The organism is Shewanella sp. HL-SH8 (assembly GCF_051165765.1).
Classification (GTDB): Bacteria; Pseudomonadota; Gammaproteobacteria; order Enterobacterales; family Shewanellaceae; genus Shewanella; species Shewanella glacialimarina.
The window spans coordinates 3,146,387-3,169,797 of record NZ_CP195039.1; the positions used below are offsets into that span (position 1 = coordinate 3,146,387).

18 protein-coding genes are annotated in these 23,411 nt (G+C 40.8%); 6 read left to right on the forward strand and 12 right to left on the reverse strand.

Features of this window, described 5'->3' with window-relative positions; translation table 11 throughout:
• Nucleotides 1-376: 376 nt before the first annotated feature.
• On the forward strand, nt 377-2,551 hold the full coding sequence (locus ACRWQN_RS13880; RefSeq protein ID WP_434938366.1) for a sensor domain-containing diguanylate cyclase: 2,175 nt from the start codon (nt 377-379) through the stop codon (nt 2,549-2,551).
• On the opposite strand, the gene ACRWQN_RS13885 is transcribed toward ACRWQN_RS13880, so the two are convergent.
• Nucleotides 2,529-3,983, reverse strand: coding sequence for an alpha/beta hydrolase (locus ACRWQN_RS13885; RefSeq protein WP_434938368.1), 1,455 nt, complete (start codon nt 3,981-3,983; stop codon nt 2,529-2,531). The genes ACRWQN_RS13880 and ACRWQN_RS13885 overlap by 23 nt on opposite strands.
• 106 nt (nt 3,984-4,089) lie before the next feature.
• On the opposite strand from ACRWQN_RS13885, the gene ACRWQN_RS13890 reads away from it, so the two are divergent.
• Nucleotides 4,090-4,632, forward strand: coding sequence for a DUF6942 family protein (locus ACRWQN_RS13890; RefSeq protein WP_434938369.1), 543 nt, complete (start codon nt 4,090-4,092; stop codon nt 4,630-4,632).
• A gap of 39 nt (nt 4,633-4,671) precedes the next feature.
• Here the strand turns inward: ACRWQN_RS13890 and ACRWQN_RS13895 are convergent, their stop codons facing one another.
• From ACRWQN_RS13895 to ACRWQN_RS13945, 11 genes are all read right to left on the reverse strand, one after another.
• Entirely contained in the window at nt 4,672-5,679 is a 1,008-nt protein-coding gene (locus tag ACRWQN_RS13895) for a WD40 repeat domain-containing protein (RefSeq protein ID WP_434938371.1), read from the reverse strand.
• Nucleotides 5,680-5,840: 161 nt separating this feature from the next.
• The gene (gene nadE, locus ACRWQN_RS13900) at nt 5,841-6,671 is read right to left on the reverse strand and encodes an ammonia-dependent NAD(+) synthetase (protein WP_434938373.1); all 831 of its coding nucleotides are present in this window, start codon (nt 6,669-6,671) and stop codon (nt 5,841-5,843) included.
• 124 nt (nt 6,672-6,795) lie between these two features.
• Nucleotides 6,796-8,100, reverse strand: coding sequence for an inosine/guanosine kinase (locus tag ACRWQN_RS13905; RefSeq protein WP_434938374.1), 1,305 nt, complete (start codon nt 8,098-8,100; stop codon nt 6,796-6,798).
• 135 nt (nt 8,101-8,235) lie between these two features.
• Nucleotides 8,236-8,436 carry a hypothetical protein gene (locus ACRWQN_RS13910; RefSeq protein ID WP_434938375.1) on the reverse strand — a complete coding sequence of 67 codons (201 nt, stop codon included), beginning with the start codon at nt 8,434-8,436 and terminating at the stop codon, nt 8,236-8,238.
• A gap of 257 nt (nt 8,437-8,693) precedes the next feature.
• Nucleotides 8,694-9,338, reverse strand: a complete 645-nt coding sequence (gene adk / locus ACRWQN_RS13915) for an adenylate kinase (RefSeq protein WP_434938377.1) — start codon at nt 9,336-9,338, stop codon at nt 8,694-8,696.
• A gap of 136 nt (nt 9,339-9,474) precedes the next feature.
• On the reverse strand, nt 9,475-10,341 hold the full coding sequence (locus tag ACRWQN_RS13920) for a co-chaperone YbbN (RefSeq protein WP_434938378.1): 867 nt from the start codon (nt 10,339-10,341) through the stop codon (nt 9,475-9,477).
• Nucleotides 10,342-10,397: 56 nt separating this feature from the next.
• A complete protein-coding gene (gene htpG, locus ACRWQN_RS13925) occupies nt 10,398-12,311 on the reverse strand; it encodes a molecular chaperone HtpG (RefSeq protein WP_434938379.1) in 1,914 nt (637 codons plus the stop codon).
• Nucleotides 12,312-12,542: 231 nt separating this feature from the next.
• Complete coding sequence (recR, locus tag ACRWQN_RS13930) at nt 12,543-13,142, reverse strand: recombination mediator RecR (RefSeq protein ID WP_434938381.1); 600 nt, start codon at nt 13,140-13,142, stop codon at nt 12,543-12,545.
• Between the two features lie 116 nt (nt 13,143-13,258).
• Nucleotides 13,259-13,945, reverse strand: coding sequence for a class I SAM-dependent methyltransferase (locus tag ACRWQN_RS13935; RefSeq protein WP_434938383.1), 687 nt, complete (start codon nt 13,943-13,945; stop codon nt 13,259-13,261).
• A gap of 174 nt (nt 13,946-14,119) precedes the next feature.
• On the reverse strand, nt 14,120-16,603 hold the full coding sequence (locus ACRWQN_RS13940; RefSeq protein ID WP_434938385.1) for an ABC transporter permease: 2,484 nt from the start codon (nt 16,601-16,603) through the stop codon (nt 14,120-14,122).
• Nucleotides 16,603-17,397 carry an ABC transporter ATP-binding protein gene (locus ACRWQN_RS13945; protein ID WP_434938387.1) on the reverse strand — a complete coding sequence of 265 codons (795 nt, stop codon included), beginning with the start codon at nt 17,395-17,397 and terminating at the stop codon, nt 16,603-16,605. The genes ACRWQN_RS13940 and ACRWQN_RS13945 overlap by 1 nt, the downstream gene beginning before the upstream one ends.
• A gap of 22 nt (nt 17,398-17,419) precedes the next feature.
• Between ACRWQN_RS13945 and ACRWQN_RS13950 the strand changes: the two genes are divergently transcribed.
• The 4 genes from ACRWQN_RS13950 to ACRWQN_RS13965 all read left to right on the forward strand — a co-directional run bounded on the left by ACRWQN_RS13950 (nt 17,420) and on the right by ACRWQN_RS13965 (nt 23,409).
• The gene (locus ACRWQN_RS13950; RefSeq protein WP_434940665.1) at nt 17,420-18,016 is read left to right on the forward strand and encodes an arylesterase; all 597 of its coding nucleotides are present in this window, start codon (nt 17,420-17,422) and stop codon (nt 18,014-18,016) included.
• 159 nt (nt 18,017-18,175) lie between these two features.
• The gene (locus tag ACRWQN_RS13955; protein WP_434938389.1) at nt 18,176-19,243 is read left to right on the forward strand and encodes a DUF3083 family protein; all 1,068 of its coding nucleotides are present in this window, start codon (nt 18,176-18,178) and stop codon (nt 19,241-19,243) included.
• A gap of 219 nt (nt 19,244-19,462) precedes the next feature.
• The gene (locus tag ACRWQN_RS13960) at nt 19,463-22,108 is read left to right on the forward strand and encodes a parallel beta-helix domain-containing protein (RefSeq protein ID WP_434938391.1); all 2,646 of its coding nucleotides are present in this window, start codon (nt 19,463-19,465) and stop codon (nt 22,106-22,108) included.
• Between the two features lie 65 nt (nt 22,109-22,173).
• Entirely contained in the window at nt 22,174-23,409 is a 1,236-nt protein-coding gene (locus ACRWQN_RS13965; RefSeq protein ID WP_434938393.1) for an SO2930 family diheme c-type cytochrome, read from the forward strand.
• Nucleotides 23,410-23,411 lie beyond the last annotated feature (2 nt).

Genomic DNA, 23,411 nt, shown 5'->3' on the forward strand with positions numbered 1-23,411 from the left:
AACCCCTAGTCAAAAATAACCTATAAATCATATTTATCTATTAATAAACAATATGATAGAAATTTACAGCAAACCTAGCGAACACTATAACTATTGAAAAACTAGACCAAGGTCGAACGAAAAATAACGGGCTTTTAGCAACCTTGGATAAGAGAACAGCACTAAGTGTCGATAAAAAATAGTTAGCAACACACAAAAAGCCCTTTAAACGCTTCAAATTTATCTAAAATAAGCGAATACAATTAAATTCAATATAAGCAAACAATCTAAAAAACTTTACTTATCTGAGATTTAAGCCGTAATTAACAGTCAATCACTTGTGATTGTCCTATAAGGGAGGTAAAATTTTTTGATAATAATGAGAAAGGATATTTCATTGAAAAAATTGTCGTTAAATCCACAGAATCTGATGTTTTCAATACTAATGGGTGTTATTGCACTTATTATTAACTTTTATCCTATCCCCTTCTTCGCAAACGTCCAATTTATACTCGGAAATACACTGACCATCGTCGTCGCCATTTTATGTGGCCCCTGGTATGCGTTAGTGACATCATTACTAGCCTCAACCAGTTTAATGCTCACCTGGGACAGTTATCATGTTTTCTTTATTTTTGGGTTAGAGGCATTATTTTTAGGTTTTTGCCGAAGAAAAGATATCTATGCGCTATATGGCAATATTATATTTTGGCTTGTTATTGGCATGCCCATTTTCTATTTAATGGCCAAGTTATTTTTTGATATGCCAACCGAGCACTTACCCTTTGTAACCATAAAGCAGGCGATAAATAGTTTAATTTATACCAGCATAGCCTCTATATTAGTTTTGATGGTGCCTAAATTATGGATGTTTGAAACCAAGATAAAAGATAAGCAGCGCAGAAGCCTAAGCAAGCAGATGACTTATTTCGTCACTCTGATGATTACCTTGTCGTTATTATTTTCAACGCTCTACTTCAACTATATTTCACTGGATAAGCAACAAAACTTAATCGTGAAAAATCAACAAGAATCAGTTTTTCATTTAAGTAATGCTGGCGAGCAATATATCGATAATCACCAAAAAGTGATTGAGAATGCTGCACGCTATTTCAGTATAGCCAGTGGTTCACCACAAGAGATACAACCTCTTCTGAGTAATTTACATCAAAATTACCCCGGCTTTATCAGTATGTTAATTACCGATAATCAAGCACGAATAATTGCCGCATCACCAACTATACGATTAAATGATGCCAAAAATAACAATGTCATCGTCAATGATAGAGATTATTTCATAGAATCATTTTATAACCAAAGGGTGTTTGTTTCTTCAGTGTTTTTGGGGAGGGGCTTTGGCAACGACGCGATTGTAGCGATTAGTGCGCCATATTATGACAAGCAAAATACAGCACAGCCTTTGGGTATAATTGAAGGTTCGTTAGATCTAAAATACTTTTCAGCAATAGACTATGATTTTAATCAACAGAAAAACCAATCGATAATTTTGACCGATGAAACCAATAATATTATTTATGCCTCGGAAAAGCTCAATTTAAACGTCATGTCGCCCTTTAAATATGGTATTCACAATGGACTGTATTTAACCCAATTACCCTTGATGAATATCACCGAAACGGAATCTAGAATTCCAGAATACATTTATGCTCAGAAGCAACTAAAAAACGGTTGGAATATTTATATTATTGAGCCCTTTTCACCATTATTGCAGCTCGCTGAAAAACAAATGCAAGCCAGTTTTTTTATGTTACTTGGTGCTCTTTTTATCAGTTTTTTCATTTCAAATCGAATTAGCCAACTGCTAACTATTCCCCTCGAAATGGTAGCGAACCAATTTGGCCACCTTAGCCAGCATGATTTAAATAACCAAGTACTAGATGAAAGCTCTCCTAAGGAAGTGTATAGCCTTTATCAAAGGTTATTGATTAGTAAGCAACAGCTGATAACTCAGCAATTAGAACTGGAAGAAACGGTTGTTAACCGCACTAAAGAATTAGAGAAAGCCAATCAAAAACTCAAAGAGTTAGTCGACAAAGACCCATTAACTCAACTGTTTAATCGCCGATTTGCTGAACATAAGTTCCAGGAAGTGAGAGAGTTTTGTCTTCGAAGTGAACAAGCCATTACTGTGGCTATTCTTGATTTAGATTTTTTCAAAGCTGTTAATGATAGTTACGGCCATTTAGCGGGGGATGAATGCTTACGTCAAGTGTCAGCACAACTGTCTCAACATTTTAAACGTGATATTGATATTATTGCCCGTTATGGCGGAGAGGAATTTATTTTAATTTTACCTATGTCGAACGCACTTAACATTGAACATCACTTGAATGAATTTAAAATCAAACTGTCTCAAATGCCCATTAACACGCCAGACAGAACTGAAGCATTTGATATCACGGTCAGTATCGGGGCTATCACAGCTAATGCTAACTTTGATGCTAGGCTAGATAAATGGATAAAAATAGCCGACGATAATTTGTATCAAGCTAAAGCTCAAGGTCGTAATCGCACTATTGTCACTATCATCAATCCTGAGGTGGAATCATAAATTTGTCCATTCTATCCATCATATAGGGGTAGAATGGGTTCCATTTTTGGCGCAACATATTGGCTGCAGACATGGAAAACAATCCTCTTTCAGCTTGAAATACCGCTAGGCCTATTTGTACCGTTTCAGTATTTTCTATTATCAAAGGGCCATAAAGTGGGTCTTCTATCGGAAATGGCAACGCAATGTGCGAAAGCGAGAACACACCTTTAGGCCATTCGAGCAATAGTTCTTGTGGGGCTTGCTGATTCAATATACCAAGCTCTCTAGCTTGTACGGCCCGAGATTGTTGTGCCTGACTTTCTATTAGCGTTAAGCGATAATCCATATCATTATTTGTCCAAAATGGTTCAAAAAACGTGATTGGATCAAGATTCATTAACAACCTAAAACCGGTACTGCGATTATAGTCGAACATCACTAATTCATGACCGTTTTTAGGCAAATATCGGTACAGTTCATCGACGACATTAACAGATGAAACCGTATCATCTATGACTGACTGAAAGGTTTGTATAGGCGCGATTTTCTGTTTTTGCTCTGCGGATAAACTGTCTAATAATTGTTTATTACGCAGAGTTAGCTGGTAAACAATATCACCTGCATTAACGGCAAATGACATATATTTAAATGGGTCATACTCAACTTCAATACTATTCCAAAACAGTTTTTCCTGCCCAAGTAATGCACCTAGTTTAGCCTGCCAATATGCCGCCTGGGCAATGGGAGCCAAGCCAATAGCTGGTGACATAAAAATCATCTTGTCATAATGAGTCGGCTTATTCAGACTTATCACTTCTAATTGGTGGTTTAGCGCGAGTGCTGCACCAGTAGAAAAACCGACAACATATAAGGGTTTACCTTTTAATTTATCAGATAAATGAGCGGTAGCTAACGCCACAGCACCGGCTAAATCAGGCCAAGTAATATCTGTTAGCCCTGAAGGCGTGGTGCCGTGACCTGGTAATCTTAATCCGACTATATGGGCTTGATGTCGATAATGCTCAGCAATATGCGACATCGAGTAAGGTGAGTCAGACATGCCGTGGATCAATAACAAACCAAATTCTGCATCATCATTTGGCCACTCAAAAGATCGATTCCAGTCTTCATGCCATAAAGCAGGATCAGATGAACTGCCCTTTTCATAACGATTTATCGGAGAGGCGACCTCCGGTTGGTATTGTTGGTATATTTTCTGCTCAACTTCAGCAAATAGTTTATCTTCTAGTGCTAAATACTGCTTAAAATTATCTAAACCTGATTGTTGATGATATTCATTTTTAAGATGTGTGGTATGCCAAAGCGACAGTTCTGGCCTAGCATTCAATAACCATACAGCAATAATAATCAACGCAATAGACGTGCCTATAGTGCTATAGAATAGGGCAAATAACATATGCTTAGTGGATCCGATAACAATAGCGCGCATGATTTCCCTTATACTAAAAAATGATTACAACGATGCAAATAAAGGGCCTAAAATAGCCTGACAGAATAGGTTATTATAATAGCAAGTATGCTAAAAGCTAAAGAACATGAATACCGCTAGCAATGAGACACTTTCAAACAATATTATTAGTCACTACTTTGGTTCCCTTTTACCTAAAGTGATTTTTTACTTGCCCACACCACCTATCATTCCAACAGATTGGAGCGAAAGTGACCCAAATGCAGCAAAAAGACTAATCGAAGCTAATGGTAATCATTGGCGAAAAATTATCATTATTATCTGCAAACTTGTGAGTAAAGAATTATCTTGTTGGCGAACGATACAAAACACACTATTTCAACAAAATAGTATTGCTCATTTACCAATGGCCATTGCGATTTTGGATCAGTCTACTGAGAAAACTATCGACATAAAACCTGATAGCTCAATCATCCATATCATTTGCGGTAAAAATACCTTTTCAGGTTTTACCATTGAAAGTACATTACTTGTTAGCACTCTTTCATTGAATCAACAGCAAACGATTCGATACCACCAACAGGTTTTTCTCACACCATATTTAGATTATCGACAGTTTCCTAATGCCTTGATTGATCTATTGAGACCCAAGCTACACCAGGACAGATAAATCAATCTGATACCTACTGCCAGCTAAATCTAGGCACATTTACAAACTCCAGGTTTCAAGACCACCATCTGAACTTAAGGTTAATAGTTTTCCATTAGGTTTAATCTTCATGGAAAATACCGTTGTGCCTGCACTGTAGGCGGTGATATCCCAGTGACAAAGCTCCTTTCCAGAGTTTGCATCCCAGTAGATAACCGTTTGTTTTGATGTGGCGGTAATTAAATTATTGGCATTATTGATAAATAGAGTCTGTCTAAAATAGCGATAACGCTCAAGGTAATCTAGTTGGCTAACAGGCAAAGCGGTTTGAGAGTCAAGAATGACATTGTTATCTAGTGCATCGGCAATAAACAAGCGTCGATTAGTTTCATCGTAGCTAGCACTGGTGATCCGCTGCGGACGTGAAAAACTACTAATCAACGCGCCACTATAAGTGGACCAAATATGCACGTCACCATCTAGTCCTGTTGATAATACCTGCTGTTCAAAATTAGATAGTTCAATATGATTAACTGCGCCACTGTGTTGCTTGAACAATGACATCGTCATGCTGCTTCGTTGAATAACAGTAATAGAACCATCATTCATACCCACCAAAATAGTACTGCCGGTTTGGCTTAAAAAAAGGCTTGAAACACTTGCGTCAGGGTTAAAGCCTTGAGCAGGCCAGCGTATATCTAGTTTGCCGGTTTCAAGGTTGAAAATAGATATTTTGTGTTTACCGGCAGTAGCTAGATATTGGTTATTACCTGACATAGCCAGCAGATAGTTAGACTCATCAAAGTCATCATCAGTCCATTGATGTAATAATTTATTGGTCGCAATCTCCCATACCGATAATGCACGGCTTCTGCCTAGTGTCACAGCTATACTCGCATCAGCTGACAAAACGCCATCAACAAGGGTTTCTTTTACCAGTCTCAGAGCGTTATCCGGACTTTTGCTAACAGCACCTTGATTGCAACCAGTTACAGTGATAAACGCTACTGTGATGGCAATAATCAGACCAACCTGAAGCGATAATCTAGATTGGACCTTAGCTAACAAGTTAATTCCTTAAAAGTAATGCTTTTAATATATTAACATAGAGAATCAGCTTATTAGCCACCCTAGATTAAGTAGAATGACATAAAACTAAATGACACAGGTTAGAATTAGCTTAACTTGTGTCACATATATTGTCGGCTTAATCCGTAATCATAGCGATATTAATCGTAAATAGTGGGTATCGCTTTACGCTTATGCTGGGTGCGCTGATAAATGCTAATCAGCTTGGTTTCAACGCTTGCATCGACCGGTTTGCCTTCCAGAAAATCATCAATTTGATCGTAGCTCATGCCTAGCGCCACTTCATCTTCTAGCTGTGGTTTGTCTTCTTCTAAATCGGCAGTAGGTGCTTTGTGTACCAGAACATCTGGCGCACCCAAAAAGGCAGCAAGTTGACGAACCTGGCGTTTATTTAAACCAAACAATGGCGCTAAATCGCAGGCGCCATCACCAAATTTAGTATAAAAGCCGGTAATATTTTCTGCGCTATGATCGGTGCCAACCACTAAACCGCCTACCATACCGGCTATTTCATATTGCGCTATCATGCGCATTCTGGCTTTTACATTACCCTTAACAAAGTCGACTTTACCTTCTTCAGGTAAAGATACTCCCGCATTGCTCAAACCAGCTAAGGTGGCTTGATGCACGCCAATAACACCTTCGGCAATGTTAACGGTCACTTGTTTAGACGGTTGAATAAATTGGCAGGCTAATTGTGCTTCATCTTCATCTTTTTGGACTTGATAAGGTAAGCGCATGGCAATAAATTGATAACGTTTATCGGCTAACTCCTGATTTAAGCTATCGACCGCTAACTGACATAAACGACCGGTTAAAGATGAGTCCACTCCACCGCTGATCCCCAACACTAATGAATGACAATGGGCCTCTTTGAGCTTCGATTTTATAAAGGCGACACGTCTTTGTACTTCAAAATCTGGCTCAATGGCCTTGAGTACATGCATTTCACGTAAAATTTGTCCTTTCACTTTAAGCTCCTTCAATTATTAACCTGGGCCTATTCTATTAAAATTTGATGAAAAAAAAACGATAATGACAAAACATTATCGTTTATTTTTAGACTGTTATTTGTTTAGCTCACTAAACCACTGATTAGCGTTCCCAATAAGACTCTTCTAGGCTGTCTTCTCGCTCTGGTAAACCGCGCGATAGACGTGGACTGTGTTGAGCTAACACTTCATAGGCAACGCGGTTAGCATACTTACACACTTGCGAAAACGAGGAATAACATAAACCATCGCGTTTATGTTTACTTGACCCAGGGACATTGGTTTTATGGAAGGTATTGGCTGACAAGTCGTGCAATAAGGCTGATAAAGCGCCATCTCCTGCACCATTGGTGTTACGTATATAATCAGGTCCGCCCATATAAGGCGCAATGTGCGCATAGACTTTAATGGGTTCTTCACAGTCAGCTTTTAGCATAGGGCGAGAGAATTCATAACGATTAAACTCAGGAATTGCACCAGGTAATAAAGTATGACTCGTTTCACGCTTGGCACTGTCTTCGGCATATCCTGCTGTGTATAAACCAATTGGGCCTGCGGTGGTCAACACCATATCACACCACTCAAGTGCAGCCTCACTGGCTAACAATGGGTCTTTGAACCCTGTAAGCGCTTCACCTTCATCTTCATTCATGGCTAATATAGTTACATGTTCTTTAATAAACTTTTGCCACCAAACAGGGTCTTCTTGAATTAAAAAACGGGTGCCTAAGGTTAATACTACAGGCACTTCAGCAGCTTTGGCATATTCGATAGCTTTCATCGCAGCAGATGTCATACCGTCACCTTCGCTAGCGCGCATCAAATAGGCCGTAATCACTAATGCTGAGCTTTCTTGAACCACCTGTTGGTTAATATAATGTGGGGTCAGTTTATCCATTGAGCCTTTGCTGATCGCAAAAGTGCGTTCACCGTCTTCTGAAATTAATGTAAAGCAACGACCAATTGGGCCATCTACAGGTTGAAGATAATTTAAGTCAACTTTTGAAGAGGTATTGCAAAGATAGCGATAAGCATAGCTACCGACCATAATATTCTGGCTCATCACGCCAAACAACACTGAGCGATCGTCAGCTAAAATGGAGTAGTTATGAACCGTGTTGCCTATGGTGCCACCCGCAAACTCGTCGCTGATCATGTCATTAGATTTAAGTTCATTATAAAGCGCATGGGCGCCATCATCATCGATTAGTGTTGAGTTACCTTTAGGCAAGCCGTAACGTTCAAGCAAATCATCGGCAACTTTCGCTTCAATATCGACTAACGTTTGATCAACTCCACAAATATAAGTAGAAAATGCTTGAGGTTGATGGGTAAACTGCGCCAGAAGTGGATCGCGGTTACTGACAGGAAAGTAATGTTTCGACTTACGTTGACCAGGAAACTTCATAATCGATTCTCATGAGTTTGCATCCGTGCAACCAAATATAAATATCAGTTTAGCTTATTATTGCTGTAAGCCATGATTAAATAAAAACCGCCTTTGACAAAAGGCGGCGCATGATATCACATTAACTTCATGAGATTAAATGACTTTTAGTGCTTCATTGCCGCTAAACGACGCCTGTTCTTTAACTAGGTCAATCATCATATCGCTATGAATAACATCATCATTTAAACCTGGCATAAAGCCATTACGCTTACCCCCTGCATTAATAGAGGTTTGCTTTACCGCTATCGAGATTTCTACTAGGGTTTCTAACAGTCTGATATAAAGGCAGGACATATTAAATCTACTAAACGTACTCCACTGTTCGTTAATCCGGCCAATAACTAATCCGCAGATAGTGCTAATACTTATCTCATAGGACGCCGAAAACAACGATTTTTGCAATTTATGGGATTTATGGGATTTAAGCGATTTATGAATTAAATGTTCAGCAACTATCATAGCGATAGGCTGTGATAAAAATAAAAAAAGCCTGCAATGCAGGCTTTTAAATAATACCAACATAAGGTATTGTGATCAAATTGATTAAGCTATTACTTCAGTACTTCAGCCAATTGCTGACTTACGGCAGTAACACTCTGAGTGCCATCAAACTTGTTGTATACGGTACGGCCTTCAGCGGCCACTTTACCGTAATAATCTACCAATGGCTTAGTTTGCTCATGGTAAATACCTAAACGTTTACGTACTGTAGACTCTTCGTCGTCTGGACGAATAGCGAGCTCTTCACCAGTAACATCGTCTTTACCTTCCACTTTAGGTGGATTGAATAAAACATGGTAAACACGACCTGAACCTGAATGAACGCGACGACCGCTCATGCGCTTAACAATTTCTTCGTCTGGTACGTCAATTTCGATCACGTGATCAATAACGATACCATTGGCAGTCATTGCATCAGCTTGCGGAATTGTGCGAGGGAAACCATCAAGTAAGAAGCCTTTAACACAATCATCTTGCGCGATACGTTCTTTAACTAGCCCTATGATTAAGTCATCTGAAACTAACTGGCCTGCATCCATCACCTTCTTAGCTTCTAAACCAAGTGGCGTTCCCGCTTTAACCGCAGCGCGTAACATATCACCCGTAGAGATTTGTGGGATACCATATTGCTCCATAATAAACTGAGCTTGAGTACCTTTACCGGCGCCTGGGGCACCTAATAAAATAATGCGCATCTCTAAAGTCCTCTTTTAAGATTATATTCTTTTTAGGGCGGCGATTTTCGCATATCTACCGCTCTTTTCATAGTAGCAATAGCACTGCATTAGACCTATATCTAATAAGATTGGCCTAATGTAACGACGTCCGTGTTTAATACAGCAAGGTGTACAACTTACGGCGATATTGATTGGCTAACGCATTCCCCTGCCCCATGGCGGTCATGATCTCTAGAAACATTTGTTTAACTTTACCATCGCCAGCATTAAGATCTTTTTGTAAAAAGCTAAAAAGGCAAGCTAACGCTTCTTCATTACGTTGGGCTTTATTCAGTGCCTTAGCTAAGTCGATTGATAAGATAATATCACCCGGTTTTTCTTCAAGCTGTTGTTGAAGCTGACGAATTTCTGGTGTATCCGCAGCATCTTCTGCTAATGCCAGCTTAGCTTTTAAGTTTTGGTAATAACTGTCTTGATCCGCAAGCCCTATCCCTTCAATTAAAGGTTTGGCATCTGCAAGTGCACCTAACTGTAAATAAACATCAGCTAAGACTAAACGCACTTCAGCCATGTTATCAGCTTGTACCGCGATCTCTTTTAATTGCGCCACCAGTAAGGTTAATGCCTCCTGTGTTAAGGGCTGAGCTTGCCCAAGCTGTGCTTTTAAGCCATCAAAAGCTTGCATCCAAAGTGCTGGTAAATGCTTATCCAACAAGCTTGCGACACTCACAGCATCTTGAACGCCTGCAAAACCATCAATCGGGCGACCTTTATCTAGAATTAACGTAGTGGGTAAGCTTTCAATTTGGAAATACTGGGCGATTTCCATCTCCACTTCGCAATCAACACTGGCCAATATAAAACGACCAGCTTGCGCTGTGGCAAGTTGCTCAAGTGTTTGCAACATCTGAACACTTTCTGGCTTTTGTTGGGCAAAAAAAGTCAATACCACGACTTTTTCCATCGAAGCATCAACAACTTGCTGAATATTTTCTTTGGTTAACGAAATGATGTGTTCCATAGGTCCCCTTAAAATACAAAAGCGGACACTAAGTCCGCTTTTTTATCCGCTTAGTATTACTTAAAGCTCGACATTAACATTTGGTTCATTAATTTAATGAACGCTGAAGGGTCGGCTAAGCTGCCCTTTTCTGATAGCTGGGCTTGTTGTAACAACAAGTTAGACCAATCAGCAAACAATTGCTCGTCTTGTTCATTACTCAAACGCTCAACTAAAGGATGGCTTGGGTTAATCTCAAATGTTGGCTTTGAATCAGGAACAGGTTGACCTGCCGCTTGCATCAATTTAATCATTTGGGTCGACATTTCGCCTTCACCGGTGACCACACAAGCTGGGGTATCGGTTAAGCGTGACGTCACTTTAACATCAGACACTTTACCGGCTAACGCCGCTTTGATGCGCTCAACTAGGCCTTTAGCTTCTTCGGCAACTTTTTCTTGTGCTTCTTTGTCAGCTTCATCTTCTAATGAACCTAGTTCTAAATCACCTTTGGTTACTGAATGCAGTTGCTTGCCTTTAAATTCAGTTAAGTGGTTAATTAACCATTCATCAATACGCTCAGACATCAGTAACACTTCAATGCCTTTTTTGCGCAATAGTTCAAGATGAGGGCTATTTACCGCAGCGTCATGGCTGTCTGCCACTATGTAATAAATCTTTTCTTGGCCTTCTTTCATGCGGCCAATATAGTCTTCTAATGACACAGTGGTTGCAGCGCTATTGTCATTGGTTGAAGCAAAACGTAGCAAACCGGCAATACGCTCACGGTTAGCATAATCTTCTGCTGGACCTTCTTTCAATACTTGACCAAATTCAGCCCAGAAAGATTGATATTGCTCAGCATCATCTTTAGCAATTTTTTCAAGCATGCCTAAAGCACGTTTCGTTAGTGCCTGACGCAATGTTTGGGTCACTTTGTTGTCTTGCAAAATTTCACGAGACACGTTCAGTGGCAAATCATTAGAATCAATTAACCCTTTTACAAAGCGTAAATAGGTTGGCATAAACTGTTCTGCGTCATCCATTACAAATACGCGTTGTACAAATAACTTTAAGCCATGTTTTTGATCACGGTTAAACATATCAAACGGCGCTTTTGCCGGGATATATAATAAGCTAGTGTACTCTTGCTTACCTTCAACACGGTTATGCGCCCACTTTAGTGCGTCGCTGTAATCGTGTGAAATATGCTTATAAAACTCTTGGTATTCTTCATCTGAAATATCCGCTTTATTACGGGTCCAAAGCGCGGTGGCTTTGTTCATCAGTTTCCAAGAACCTTCAGTAGCTGGAATTTTCTCACCGTCTGGGCCGTCTGATTCAGGTTGACCTGCTTCAAACATTTGCACAGGTACGGAGATATGATCAGAATACTTGGTGATGATTGAGCGCAGACGATAATCGTCAGCAAATTCAGTTTCTTCATCACGTAAATGTAAGGTGATTTCAGTACCACGGGTATTTTTAGTGATGTTATCTACGGTAAAATCGCCTTCACCAGCCGATTCCCACAACACGCCTTCACTGGCTGGCTTGCCCGCAGCGCGAGTGCGCACGGTCACTTTTTTCGCGACGATAAATGCAGAGTAAAAACCGACACCAAATTGACCAATCAATTGTGAATCTTTAGACGCTTCACCTGATAAATGGCTGAAAAACTCTTTGGTACCTGACTTAGCAATTGTGCCTAAATGTTCGATAACACCATCACGTGTCATACCGATACCATTGTCAGAAATGGTTACTGTGCCTTTTTCTTTATCGGTACTGACGCGAACTCGAAGATCGCCGTCACCTTCATATAAATCATCATTGCTTAGCGCTAAATAGCGTAATTTATCCGCTGCATCGGCCGCATTTGAAACTAATTCACGTAAGAAAATCTCTTTGTTTGAATACAGAGAGTGGATCATCAAATGCAGTAATTGTTTAACTTCGGTTTGAAAGCCATGTGTTTCTTGTTGTGACATGAATAATTCCCTTGATATTACTTTTTACATAAACGATGACATTTGGCAGATAAAATTGATTTCACCCAGCAAAAGTCACCACTCTTTAATGTTTCGTTATACAAGAGATGGGGCTTGGTGATCACTTTTCAAGGGGTAATGATTTTTTTGCTGTTTTTTTAAGCCATCATCAACTGACTGTCAATGATGGCAAATGTATTCGCAGGACTGTGGAGGAGGTTTAAGTAGTGATTATAGTTTAATACGACCATTAAAAGATAAGGCTAATGTGGTGCTATCTACATACTCTAATTCGCCGCCGACTGGTACACCATGGGCAATACGACTAATGATCACATTATGACGACGGGCCATATCCGCGATAAAATGGGCGGTAGCATCACCTTCAACGGTTGGGTTGGTGGCGAGAATAAGCTCTTGCACATCATCGGAGGATAACTGCTGCTCAAGTAAAGCTAAGCCTAATTCTTCTGGACCAACACCATCTAAAGGCGACAAATGGCCTAACAGTACAAAGTATCGGCCATTAAAATGGCCACCAGCTTCAATAGCAAGTACATCCGCTGCGGTTTCGACCACACAAATTATTTCCGCATTACCCCGTTTATGACTGGCGCAAATAGGACAAAGGTCTTGCTCGGTAAAAGTGCGGCAGCGCTGACAATGTCCCACTTCAGACATGGCTTTTTGTAATGACTCGGCCAATTTAATACCGGCCTTTCTTTCACGTTCTAGTAATTGAAATGCCATACGTTGTGCCGATTTAGGACCGACGCCAGGTAAAATACGCAGAGATTGGATCAGTTCATCGACCAACGGACTAAATTTCATAGTGCTAAAAAACCTTCCAATAAAAATACTATCAATGTTAACTTCGTCGATTATTCACTGTGTGTCACCAGATTGCAAAAAATGAATGACATTGAAATCCATTAAATAGACTTAAATTAATTTTGCGGTGAATATCTGGCAAAAATGAACAAATCGACAGTGGATTCTCTGCCTTCAGGTTGAAACTGTTTGCGCTGCAATTCAATGATATCAAAACCATATTGTTCTAACTGCTCAATAAGAAATGAGCTTTGATGATAATGAATGTAAACTTGATCGCCATCACTAGATGTTTGCAAACCCGATTTAGCCTCATCATCTTCCATCGTACTGATATAAACCAAACCTCCAGCCTTTAATAATCCAGCCATATCTTTAATCAGTTTAGTGACATCATTTTTGTCTAAATAAGGTAAACCAAAGCCACAAATAATGGCATCAAACTGACGCGATTCATGCCCCGGTACTTTAAACAAAGTGTTTACCCTAGAAAGCTGGCGACAGTCCATTACTGCAAAACGTGCCGTAGGATTATTTTGTTGTGCCAGCATCACCATATTGGGGGCTAAATCAGTTGCCAATATATCTATATTAGGCAGTTTATCTAGTAAAAAACGAGTGATATTACCTGGACCACAAGCCAGATCTAACACCCTCGTTTTAGTACTGCATTGAGGTAACGATTTCAGTAATGAACATAAAGTATCGTAAGTGTCCGTATAAGGTTCGAAATTCATGTATTTATCTTGATATTGCTGCGCAAGTTTATCAAAAGTATTCACTGATATTTGGTACTTATCCATGCTTATGCCTTATTTATAACTCACGTAATGCATCGTAAACAAAATGGCTAATTCAATAACTCACCCCATCATTAACGTCAGTGATTAACACCAGTAACAGCAATGTGAATTAATCGAAAAGTACAGATACGTTACCTAATGAAAAGGGAGAAGTTAGCCTCTCCCTTTTTATGTCTAACCCGCTTTCAATAGTTCACTGCATGATTGATTCAGTAATTGGCGACAACGCCATACGCCCAATAATGCCACCACTAACGCACCCGATATTGGCGCAATAGCCCACCATTCCCAATGCATATAAACAACAAGTTCAAACACTTGGGTTTTAAGCATATAAAGGGCAAACTCAGCAACAATCACAGCTAAGAATCCCGCTATTGCACCAAGCAGAGCAAACTCTAAACCCGTTGCTGCGCGCAGTAACCAACCCGATGCGCCAAAGGTTCTTAATACGGCAAGTTCGCGCTGTCTTGTTGCCATTCCCGCTTCAGTTTGTGCTATTAAGACTAACGCACTGGCAAGTAAGACTAATGCCAATACTAAGGTTAGCGATAACGAAACTTGATCAATAATTTGCCGTAATTGACCTACCATAGCGCCAACATCAATCACTGAAATAGTCGGAAACTGCTGGATCAACTGTAGCACAACACTATTAGCGGTTAACTCGCTACCTTGTGCCTTTAAATCCTGATCATTTAAATGAAAACTGGCCATAGACGTATACGAAAACGGCGCTAAGGCTTTGGGCCTAAAAATCATAAAGAAATTCGGCTGTAAAGTTTCCCATTGCACTTTACGTATACTGGTCGCTTTTACGGTAAACGACTGGTTATCAATATTGAATGTCATGGTGTCATTCAACGCTAGCCCCAACCGCTCAGCCACGCCGGATTCAACAGACACTTCATCATCAGCCTGATTAAATACCCCTTCAACTACCGGATTGTTGGGCGGTAAAGTGTCACGGTAGGTCAAATTTAATTCTCGCGAAATACCGACTCGCCCAGTTACACCTGCGCGCTCCTGCTCACCTGAAATTAACTCTTCATCATTAATATGGGTTAAACGTCCACGAATAACAGGATAAATATCAGTTGCCTGAATCCGATTATCATCTAAAAACTGCTGTAATGGCTGGCTGTCTTCCGGAGCGATATTGACTAAAAAGTAATTAGGCGCATCTTCTGGAAGCTGCTTTTGCCATTCATTAAGTAAATCCTGTCGCAGCGCTAAAATAGTCAGCAATAATACTAACGCACTACTAAAACCAACCAGTTGCACCGCATTTTGTCTTGCGCGGCAACGAAGGCCTGCTAATGCTAATTGCAGTGGATTAGTGGTTTTCATTCCAACGCTATGGCCCATGCGGATCATCACAAAGCCCAGTATGCTGAGCAATGCGCCTAACAAGAGTACCGTGAGCACCACTGTCATGGTCAAAGCAATGCTACGGGAGTATAAGTAACCCAATAACGCCATCGCACCTAAGCTGAGTAACAAATGCAACCACATACCAAATTGCAGGCCTTCGAGTTGGCGTTGTAATACTCGTAAAGGTGGAATGGCCAATAATCGCATTAATGGATAAGCTGAAAACATAAAAGCGCTGATCAAGCCTGTTGACATGCCAAGTAATAGTGGCCGCAGATAAGGCGGTGAATAGGCCGCTATTTCAGGAGGTAAAAACTGGGTAATGGCTAAATCAAGTAATACTCCACCGAATAAGCCTAGGGCGATACCCAGCAAGGTGACCAACATAAGGTGAAAGCCAAATAACAATCTAATTTGCTTCGCCGATGCGCCAAAGGTTTTTAGCATGGCAACGACATCATAATGGCGCTGACAATAACGCTGCGCAGCAATACCAATTGCGGCACATGCCAAAGCAATACCGAGTAGACTGGCTAATAGTAAAAAACGTTCCGCACGCTTCACCGCTGAGGCAATCGGTGAATCACCTGATTGCACATCTATCCAGCGCTGGCTGTTATTGAGTAGTGGTTTTGCTTGCGCTTCAAAGGCGGTTAATGCATCCGCATCACCAGTGAATTGGTATATGTAGCTAACACGGCTACCGGGTTGAATAATGCCAGTGGCGTCTACATCATCAAGGCGCATTAATAGCACAGGAGCAGAAGCAAATGGGTTAAAACCACCATCGGGTAAACGACTTATTTCGGCAGATAATGCCAAATCACTATTACCCAGTTCTAAAGACTTTGGATAACCTAGAAGGCCGCCTAAACGGTTTTCAAACCAAGCCTCACCTTTAGCGGGTAACTGCGATGTTTCGCCAGTAGATAATTCTACCTTGCCTTTTAAAGGATAACCCTCACCAACTGCTTTTATGGTCACTAACTGAAACTTGTCTCCAGCATAGACCATAGAGTTAAACTGCATATTAGTAACATGGTTAAGGTTTAAATTATCGGCAATCTGTAGTACTTTTGAGTCAAGCTGAACCGGTGAGTCAATGCTTCTATCGGCGGCAATAAACGTAGCTGCTTCACCATTAATAGCCACTTGTAAGCGTTCACTTACCCGGGCAAGGCCACTGACGGATAACACGGCTAAGGTGATAGCCAGTACGATAAGCAGCAACTGCCCCTGCGCTAGTTCACGTTTGAATAAACGCCATGCTAACTGCCATTCCATTAGTGCGCCTCCCCGTTTAATTCAAATTGAGGCGCATTGGTTTGAGGTGCATTGGTTTGAGGTGCATTGGTTTCAGGTGCATTGGTATTAGCGACGGACGCATTAGACTCGGCCAACAGGCCATTATCCATCACAAATTGTCGTTTACAGCGTTTTGCAAGCTGCAAGTCATGGGTAACTAATACTAATGTAGTGTCACTTTCTTGATTGAGTTCAAACAACATATCGGCAATTTTATCGCCATTAACACTGTCTAAATTTCCGGTTGGTTCATCGGCAAATAGTACTTTAGGTTCGCAAATAAAGGCCCTTGCAATGGCGACACGCTGCTGTTCACCACCAGATAACTGTTTCGGCAAATGGGTTAATCGATGGGATAAGCCAACACGCTCTAGCATATTTTGCGCTTTTTGCTTTGCATCTTTTACTCCAGCAAGCTCAGCCGGTAACATTACATTTTCCAGCGCAGTCAAAGTATCGACCAACATAAACGATTGAAAAACAAAACTGACTTTACGTTTTCTTAAAGCCGCTTTTTGCTCTTCATTCAAGCCTGATAATGCTGCACCATCGAGTAATATTTCCCCCGATGTGGGCGTGTCTAATGCGGCCAGTAAACCAAGTAAGGTTGACTTTCCCGAGCCAGAGGGTCCTAATATTGCAACACTGTCTCCTTGCTTGACATCCATGTTGATGCCCTTAAGGATAGTCAGTTCACCTTCTTGAGTTACCACCGTTTTAATGAGGTTAGTTACTGTAATGGCACTAGAATCTTTAGCAAAATTTGTCGACATAGGATCCTTCTTAACATCAGCTATAAAGCGCAGTTTTACAGCGCTAATTATTATCGTTTCATTTTCTTCTACCAGCTATGCTGCCACGATTTTGATACTAGGTGATAGCTTAAGTGCAGGTTATGGCATGGAAGAAGGTCAAGGTTGGGTACAATTATTAGGTAATGAACTCCCTGAACACGACATCATTAATGGCTCTGTAAGTGGTGAAACATCGGCTGGAGGAGCTAGAAGACTACCGAGTTTACTAGAGTCAGAGCAATTTGACCTTGTTGTCATTGAACTGGGTGGTAACGATGGATTACGTGGTTTTCCGCCAGCACAACTGAAATCAAATCTTACAAAAATCATTGAGCTGTCACAACAAGCTGGTGCAGAGGTTCTGCTCACTGAAGTCATGGTGCCGCCTAATTACGGGCCACGCTATAGCAAAATGTTCAACGATGTTTTTAGTCAACTTGCTGAAGACTATGATATCGGGCTTATTCCATTTTTCATGCAACAAATTGCCCCCAACCCAGCACTGATGCAACGCGACGGAATACACCCTAACGTTGAAGCCCAGCCGGTTATTACGCAATGGATGAAGCCTTGGATCATTGAGACGCTAAAAAAGTGATCTTAGTTAAATATATTCAACATAAAATAACAAAAAGTCATATTATTTTAAGATTTTGTCTTTAGAATGTAACCACAAGGATTTGTTTAAAACAGTAAATCAATATTATTACTCAAACAATATTTACAATAAGACCTAACAAGACTAAAAGGAAAAATTATGTCCGTCAGTCGTCAAAAAAAAGTATACCTACCTACAGCAACACGTAAAAACCAATATGTATCGGTAGGGTTTCCATTAACTGATGCTTTCTTAGCTGAATATGCCGATGTAGACACTTGCTACCACGAATTCAGTAAGCTGGTTTATCAGGTAGCAGAAAAACATGAGTTGTTTAATGTCCATGTGATTGCCACAGACAAGCTACCAATGGTGCGTTTTCATAGCGAAGCTTATTGTCTGTCCACTGAGGAGCAATTGCGTTTCTTCTATAATCCTGCTCACCATGAAGCAAACCGTTTGCACAGTATTGCCGGCTATAGAGCTAAAAAACTTAAAATTGTATTTTTAGCGACAGGTACCGAACTTCGCAGTAATTCTGCAGCCTTCCATGCCAACGTGCAAAAGTTTCTAGCTGAAATTAAACCTTTACTGCCAATTAAAGATATTAAGATTAAAGTACGTGACCACCAGCATATTTCATACGATTTCTTTGCTAAAAATAAAGGCATTAAAGAAACCTACGGTTACAAATTACGTGCGGTAGATAACCGCTATAAACGCCGTGAATGTGATTTACCTGAAGATGTCAGCACACTGAATTATGTTACAGTCAGTATTCCTGTTGGTCGCAGTATCAAGAAGCAATTACTGTCTGAAAACATGACAAACTTTGGCCCTAGCTATCAAAACGTTGCTGATAAATTTATTACTGCGACTCAAAACAGCCAACTATTTCGTGTAGCTATGGTCGCTAACGGTAAAGTACCGCTAGTACGTAACAGTAAGTTTGAGCGCTTAAATAGCACAGCTGAATTTCAAATGATCGGATTTGACCCTAACGCCGATGCACCAGAACCTATACTGCACTGGGATGATCAGAAATTAGTAGATGCCATTCGATTCGTGATTGTTGCTGGTAAAAATGATGCTAACGACGAAGGCTTTGGCCGATTCATGAACCAAGTGGAAGATGCGGTTCGCAACTTCACTAATGAATTTGATATCGATAAAGAACACATTGATGTGATTTTACGTTTCCATCAGCATTTAAGTTACAAGGCTTAAATAAATAGTATTTTTATCAAACTATTATATAAACATTTCAAACGGTAGCTTAGGCTACCGTTTTTGTTTTTAAGGCTAAAAAAGAATATGTTACAAAATTGTGGCCATATTTCACATTGATTAACAATCTCCAAACAAGGCATGTTGAATAGCATACGGAAAAAATCCGTAGTGGTTTGCTCAATCACACAACATCAATAATAAAAAGCAGGAGATGCTATGTTCAACAAGAAATTGCCTTGGCTTATACCAACACTCGTCGCTACAGCCGTCAGTATCGGGCTTACGGGTTGTGGATCTGATGACGATTCAACAACAGAAGCCACTCCACCAGTTGTTCAGCCCCCTACAGAAACCGGCCCCACCTTCCCTGAAGGTGCCATAATGGTTGAAGCTGGCGATAATCTCACTATTAGCATTCAAGAGGCATTAATTAATGCACAATCGAATGCGGTAATTGTTCTACCTAAAGGTCACTTTAAAATTCAATCCACTTTGCTATTTGATGGCGATGTAGATGGTGATGGTAGCTTTGCGAAAAATGTCACCATCATGGGTTACGGCATGAATGAAACCGTTTTAGACTTTGCCGATGCCAATTCAGGTGATGGGATATTCGTGCAAAATGCGGTCAACATTATCATTCAAGACTTGTCTGTAAACGAAGCTAAAAACAACGGTATAAAACTTAAAAATACCAATGGCATTATATTACGTAGACTCGCCACTATTTGGGAAGGCGAACTGGATCAAGATAATGGCGCTTACGGTTTATATCCGGTTGAATGTGAAAATATTCTGATTGAAGACACCTACGTACGCGGCAGTGCTGATGCAGGTATTTATGTCGGTCAGTCTGAATATATTGTGGTACGTCGTAACATTGCTAAAGAAAACGTAGCCGGTATTGAAATTGAAAACTCGAAATATGCCGATGTCTATGACAACGAAGCCATGGGAAACACTGGTGGTATTTTAGTATTTGATTTACCGATTAATAACCATCGCTATGGCTCTAGTGTGCGTATCTTTAATAACAAAGTTTATGATAATAATACCTTAAACTTTGCTAACGCCTCATCAAACCCTGCGGGTGTGCATATTGTTCCCCCAGGGACTGGCGTGATTGTATTGTCTACCGACAATGTTGAAATATTTAATAACCAAATCACCAACCACGACACCATAGGTTTAACGGTATCCAGTTTCTTTATTGCTGAGCCTGATATTAGTACTTTTGTCGGTAACTACGGTCAACCAGGACAAGCTATCAGCGATGGCTGGCGCCCTACACCTCGTAACATTCACGTTCATGACAATATCATTACTGAATACGGCACAAAGCCAAAGGGGTATTTGATAGAAGACATTGTTAAAGCTTACTTCTTAACCCATGGGAAGCTCCCTGGCATTTTGTATGATGGCTTAGGTGAAATGCTATCAAATAATGGTACTGCAGCCTATTTAGGCCTTCAAGAGTTACCCTTTGCAGCAGACGGCAGCGACAATGTCTGTATCCAAAATAACGGCGATGTCAGTGTCGGTCGCTTATTTGCTAACACCAATACCGATATGAATATACCTGATACCTTGTATCAGCAACCACAAACCGATTTAATGGCATGTTCTCAAGTCAGCTTACCGGTTCATACTGTCACCTTTGGCGATAAAATCTTTGGCTGTGGCGTTGATGATGATACCGCAGGCTGTGATGGTGGAACCTTAGTTGGCGGTGGTGGGACTATTGGTGAAGGTGAAGGCGGTCTAGTCGGCGATGGCGATTTAAGCCTTTGTGAAGCAGAAGGCAGTAATGTTAATTGGAATGCTTTGCTTAAAGCAAACTGCCCTAACTTGTCGGACTACAATCTATTTGCCGATATGAAAAATCCAACCACTGCACCTCATTCTGGTGGCTTACCCTATGATTTAAATACTCCGCTATTTACTGACCATGCGACTAAGTACCGCTTTGTGTATGTCCCTTCAGGAACCAAAGCTCAGTATACCAAAAACGAGTCATTTGACTTCCCTGTCGGCTCGGTTATCAGTAAAACATTCGCCTTACCTGAAAATACCAATAACCGTGGTTTTGCCAATGAAGATTTAGTCGAAACTCGCTTATTAATCCATCGTGAAACGGGTTGGAGTGCATTACCTTATGTTTGGAAATCAGACAAATCAGATGCTGTTATCGCTAAAGCGGGTGCCATTCAAGGCAAAAAAGTCACCCACAAAGGCGAAGAGTTAGATTTTGACTATGTTGTCCCTAGTATGAACCAGTGTAAGCAATGTCATCAGTTTAAAGCAAATGATGATAGCAACGCAGTGTTTGTACCAATTGGCCCTAAAGCGCGTCATTTAAATCGTGATTACGCTTACGCTGAGGGTACTATGAATCAGTTAACCAAATGGCAAGCCGCAGGGATTTTACAAGGTGTACCTGATTTAACTGAGGTTGATAGTGTTCCTCAATACCAAGATGGTGATGAGACTAATATTACCAGCATGACCGATACCCAATTAATGCAAACCGCTAAAGGCTATTTAGACATTAACTGTGCCCATTGCCATCGTCCTGAAGGCAACGCATCAAACACAGGCTTAAAGCTTGAATACTGGCGTGCATATGCTGACGATGCAGGTTTCTCGCATGGTACCTGTAAGTCACCTGTTGCTTATGGTGGTGGTAACTTAGGCTTTGATGTGGTTCCAGGTAAGCCCGCTGAATCAATTCTTCACTTCCGGATGGAAAACAACAACCCGGGTGACCGTATGCCTGAGATTGGTCGAAGTTTATCCCATGCAGAAGGGGTCGCGTTAATCAGCGAATGGATTAAACGCTTACCCGCTGCTAGCTGTTCATAAGATAAACGCGTTGTCACTAAAATAAGGCCGGGCAATCCCGGCTTTATTTTGTGAAGGATCATATGATGCCCCAGAAATATATTCGCAATTTAGCCAATTTGTCAGTAAAAAATGGCAGACTTATCTCAGCTTTGATATTTGCTCAGGCCTGTTTATATGCCTGCGGTGACAGAAATAGTGAAACAGAAATCCCACCAGTAACGATTACGCCGCCAATAATCATACCGCCAATGATCAATCCGCCTAGCGAAGATGATGTCTGTAAAAGCCAAACCTCTGTAGTGAACTGGCAAGCATTAATGAGTAAAGATTGTGAGGATTTAGCCGACTATAGTCTGTTTATCGACCCCAGCATCCCGACAGCCTCACCGAGAACGCCGGGGCATCTATACCAGTTATCTACTGAGCTTTTTTCTAACTATGCCAGTAAATACCGTTTTTTGTTTATTCCACAGGGGCTGTCATTTAATTACCAAGCCAATGCACGTATGACGCCTCCCGTTGGTTCGGTATTAGTGAAAACCTTTGCCCTTCCCTATGACACTAGCCTTACAGGCCGTGAAAACGAAGTATTAATAGAAACGCGGCTATTAATTCATCGTGAGGCTGGCTGGACGGCACTCACATACCAATGGCAAAATCAACAAGCTAAATTAATCATTACCGGGGCGGATGTATCACACACCATGAATAATCAAGGTGAAACGCTACAATTTAAATACCATATTCCCAGTAAAGCAGAGTGTAAAATTTGCCATCAAATGATTGATGTTCAAACAAGTAAAATCATGCCTATCGGCTTAAAAACCCATGTGTTAAACCGCCAAATAATACTCGCTAACGGTCAAAGCATTAATCAATTACAGTACTGGAGCAATAAGGGTTGGCTTAACGAGTTAACCTCATTAGATGATGCACCACAGTCATTCGAATTAGGAGACGATTCGAAAGATCTCACCGCGCGGGCAAAAGGCTATTTAGATATCAACTGTGCCCATTGTCATAACTCGCAAGGATTTGCCAGTATTTCAGGGCTCAGACTAGGTGTTGAAATTGATCATACATCTTCTCAATATGGCATATGTAAACAACCTCCAGGCTGGGATGGCGGCCCTAATGGCCTTGCATATGATATTGTGCCGGGAAATGGCGAACGCTCTATTGTGCATAATAGGCAAATCCTATCGTCAGCTAAAGACCGTATGCCCCCTATTGGCAGAGAGGTTATTCATACCGAAGGGGCTGAGTTAATTAAACGCTGGATAGATTCATTGCCACCGAGTTTAGGCAATTGTCAGTAAGC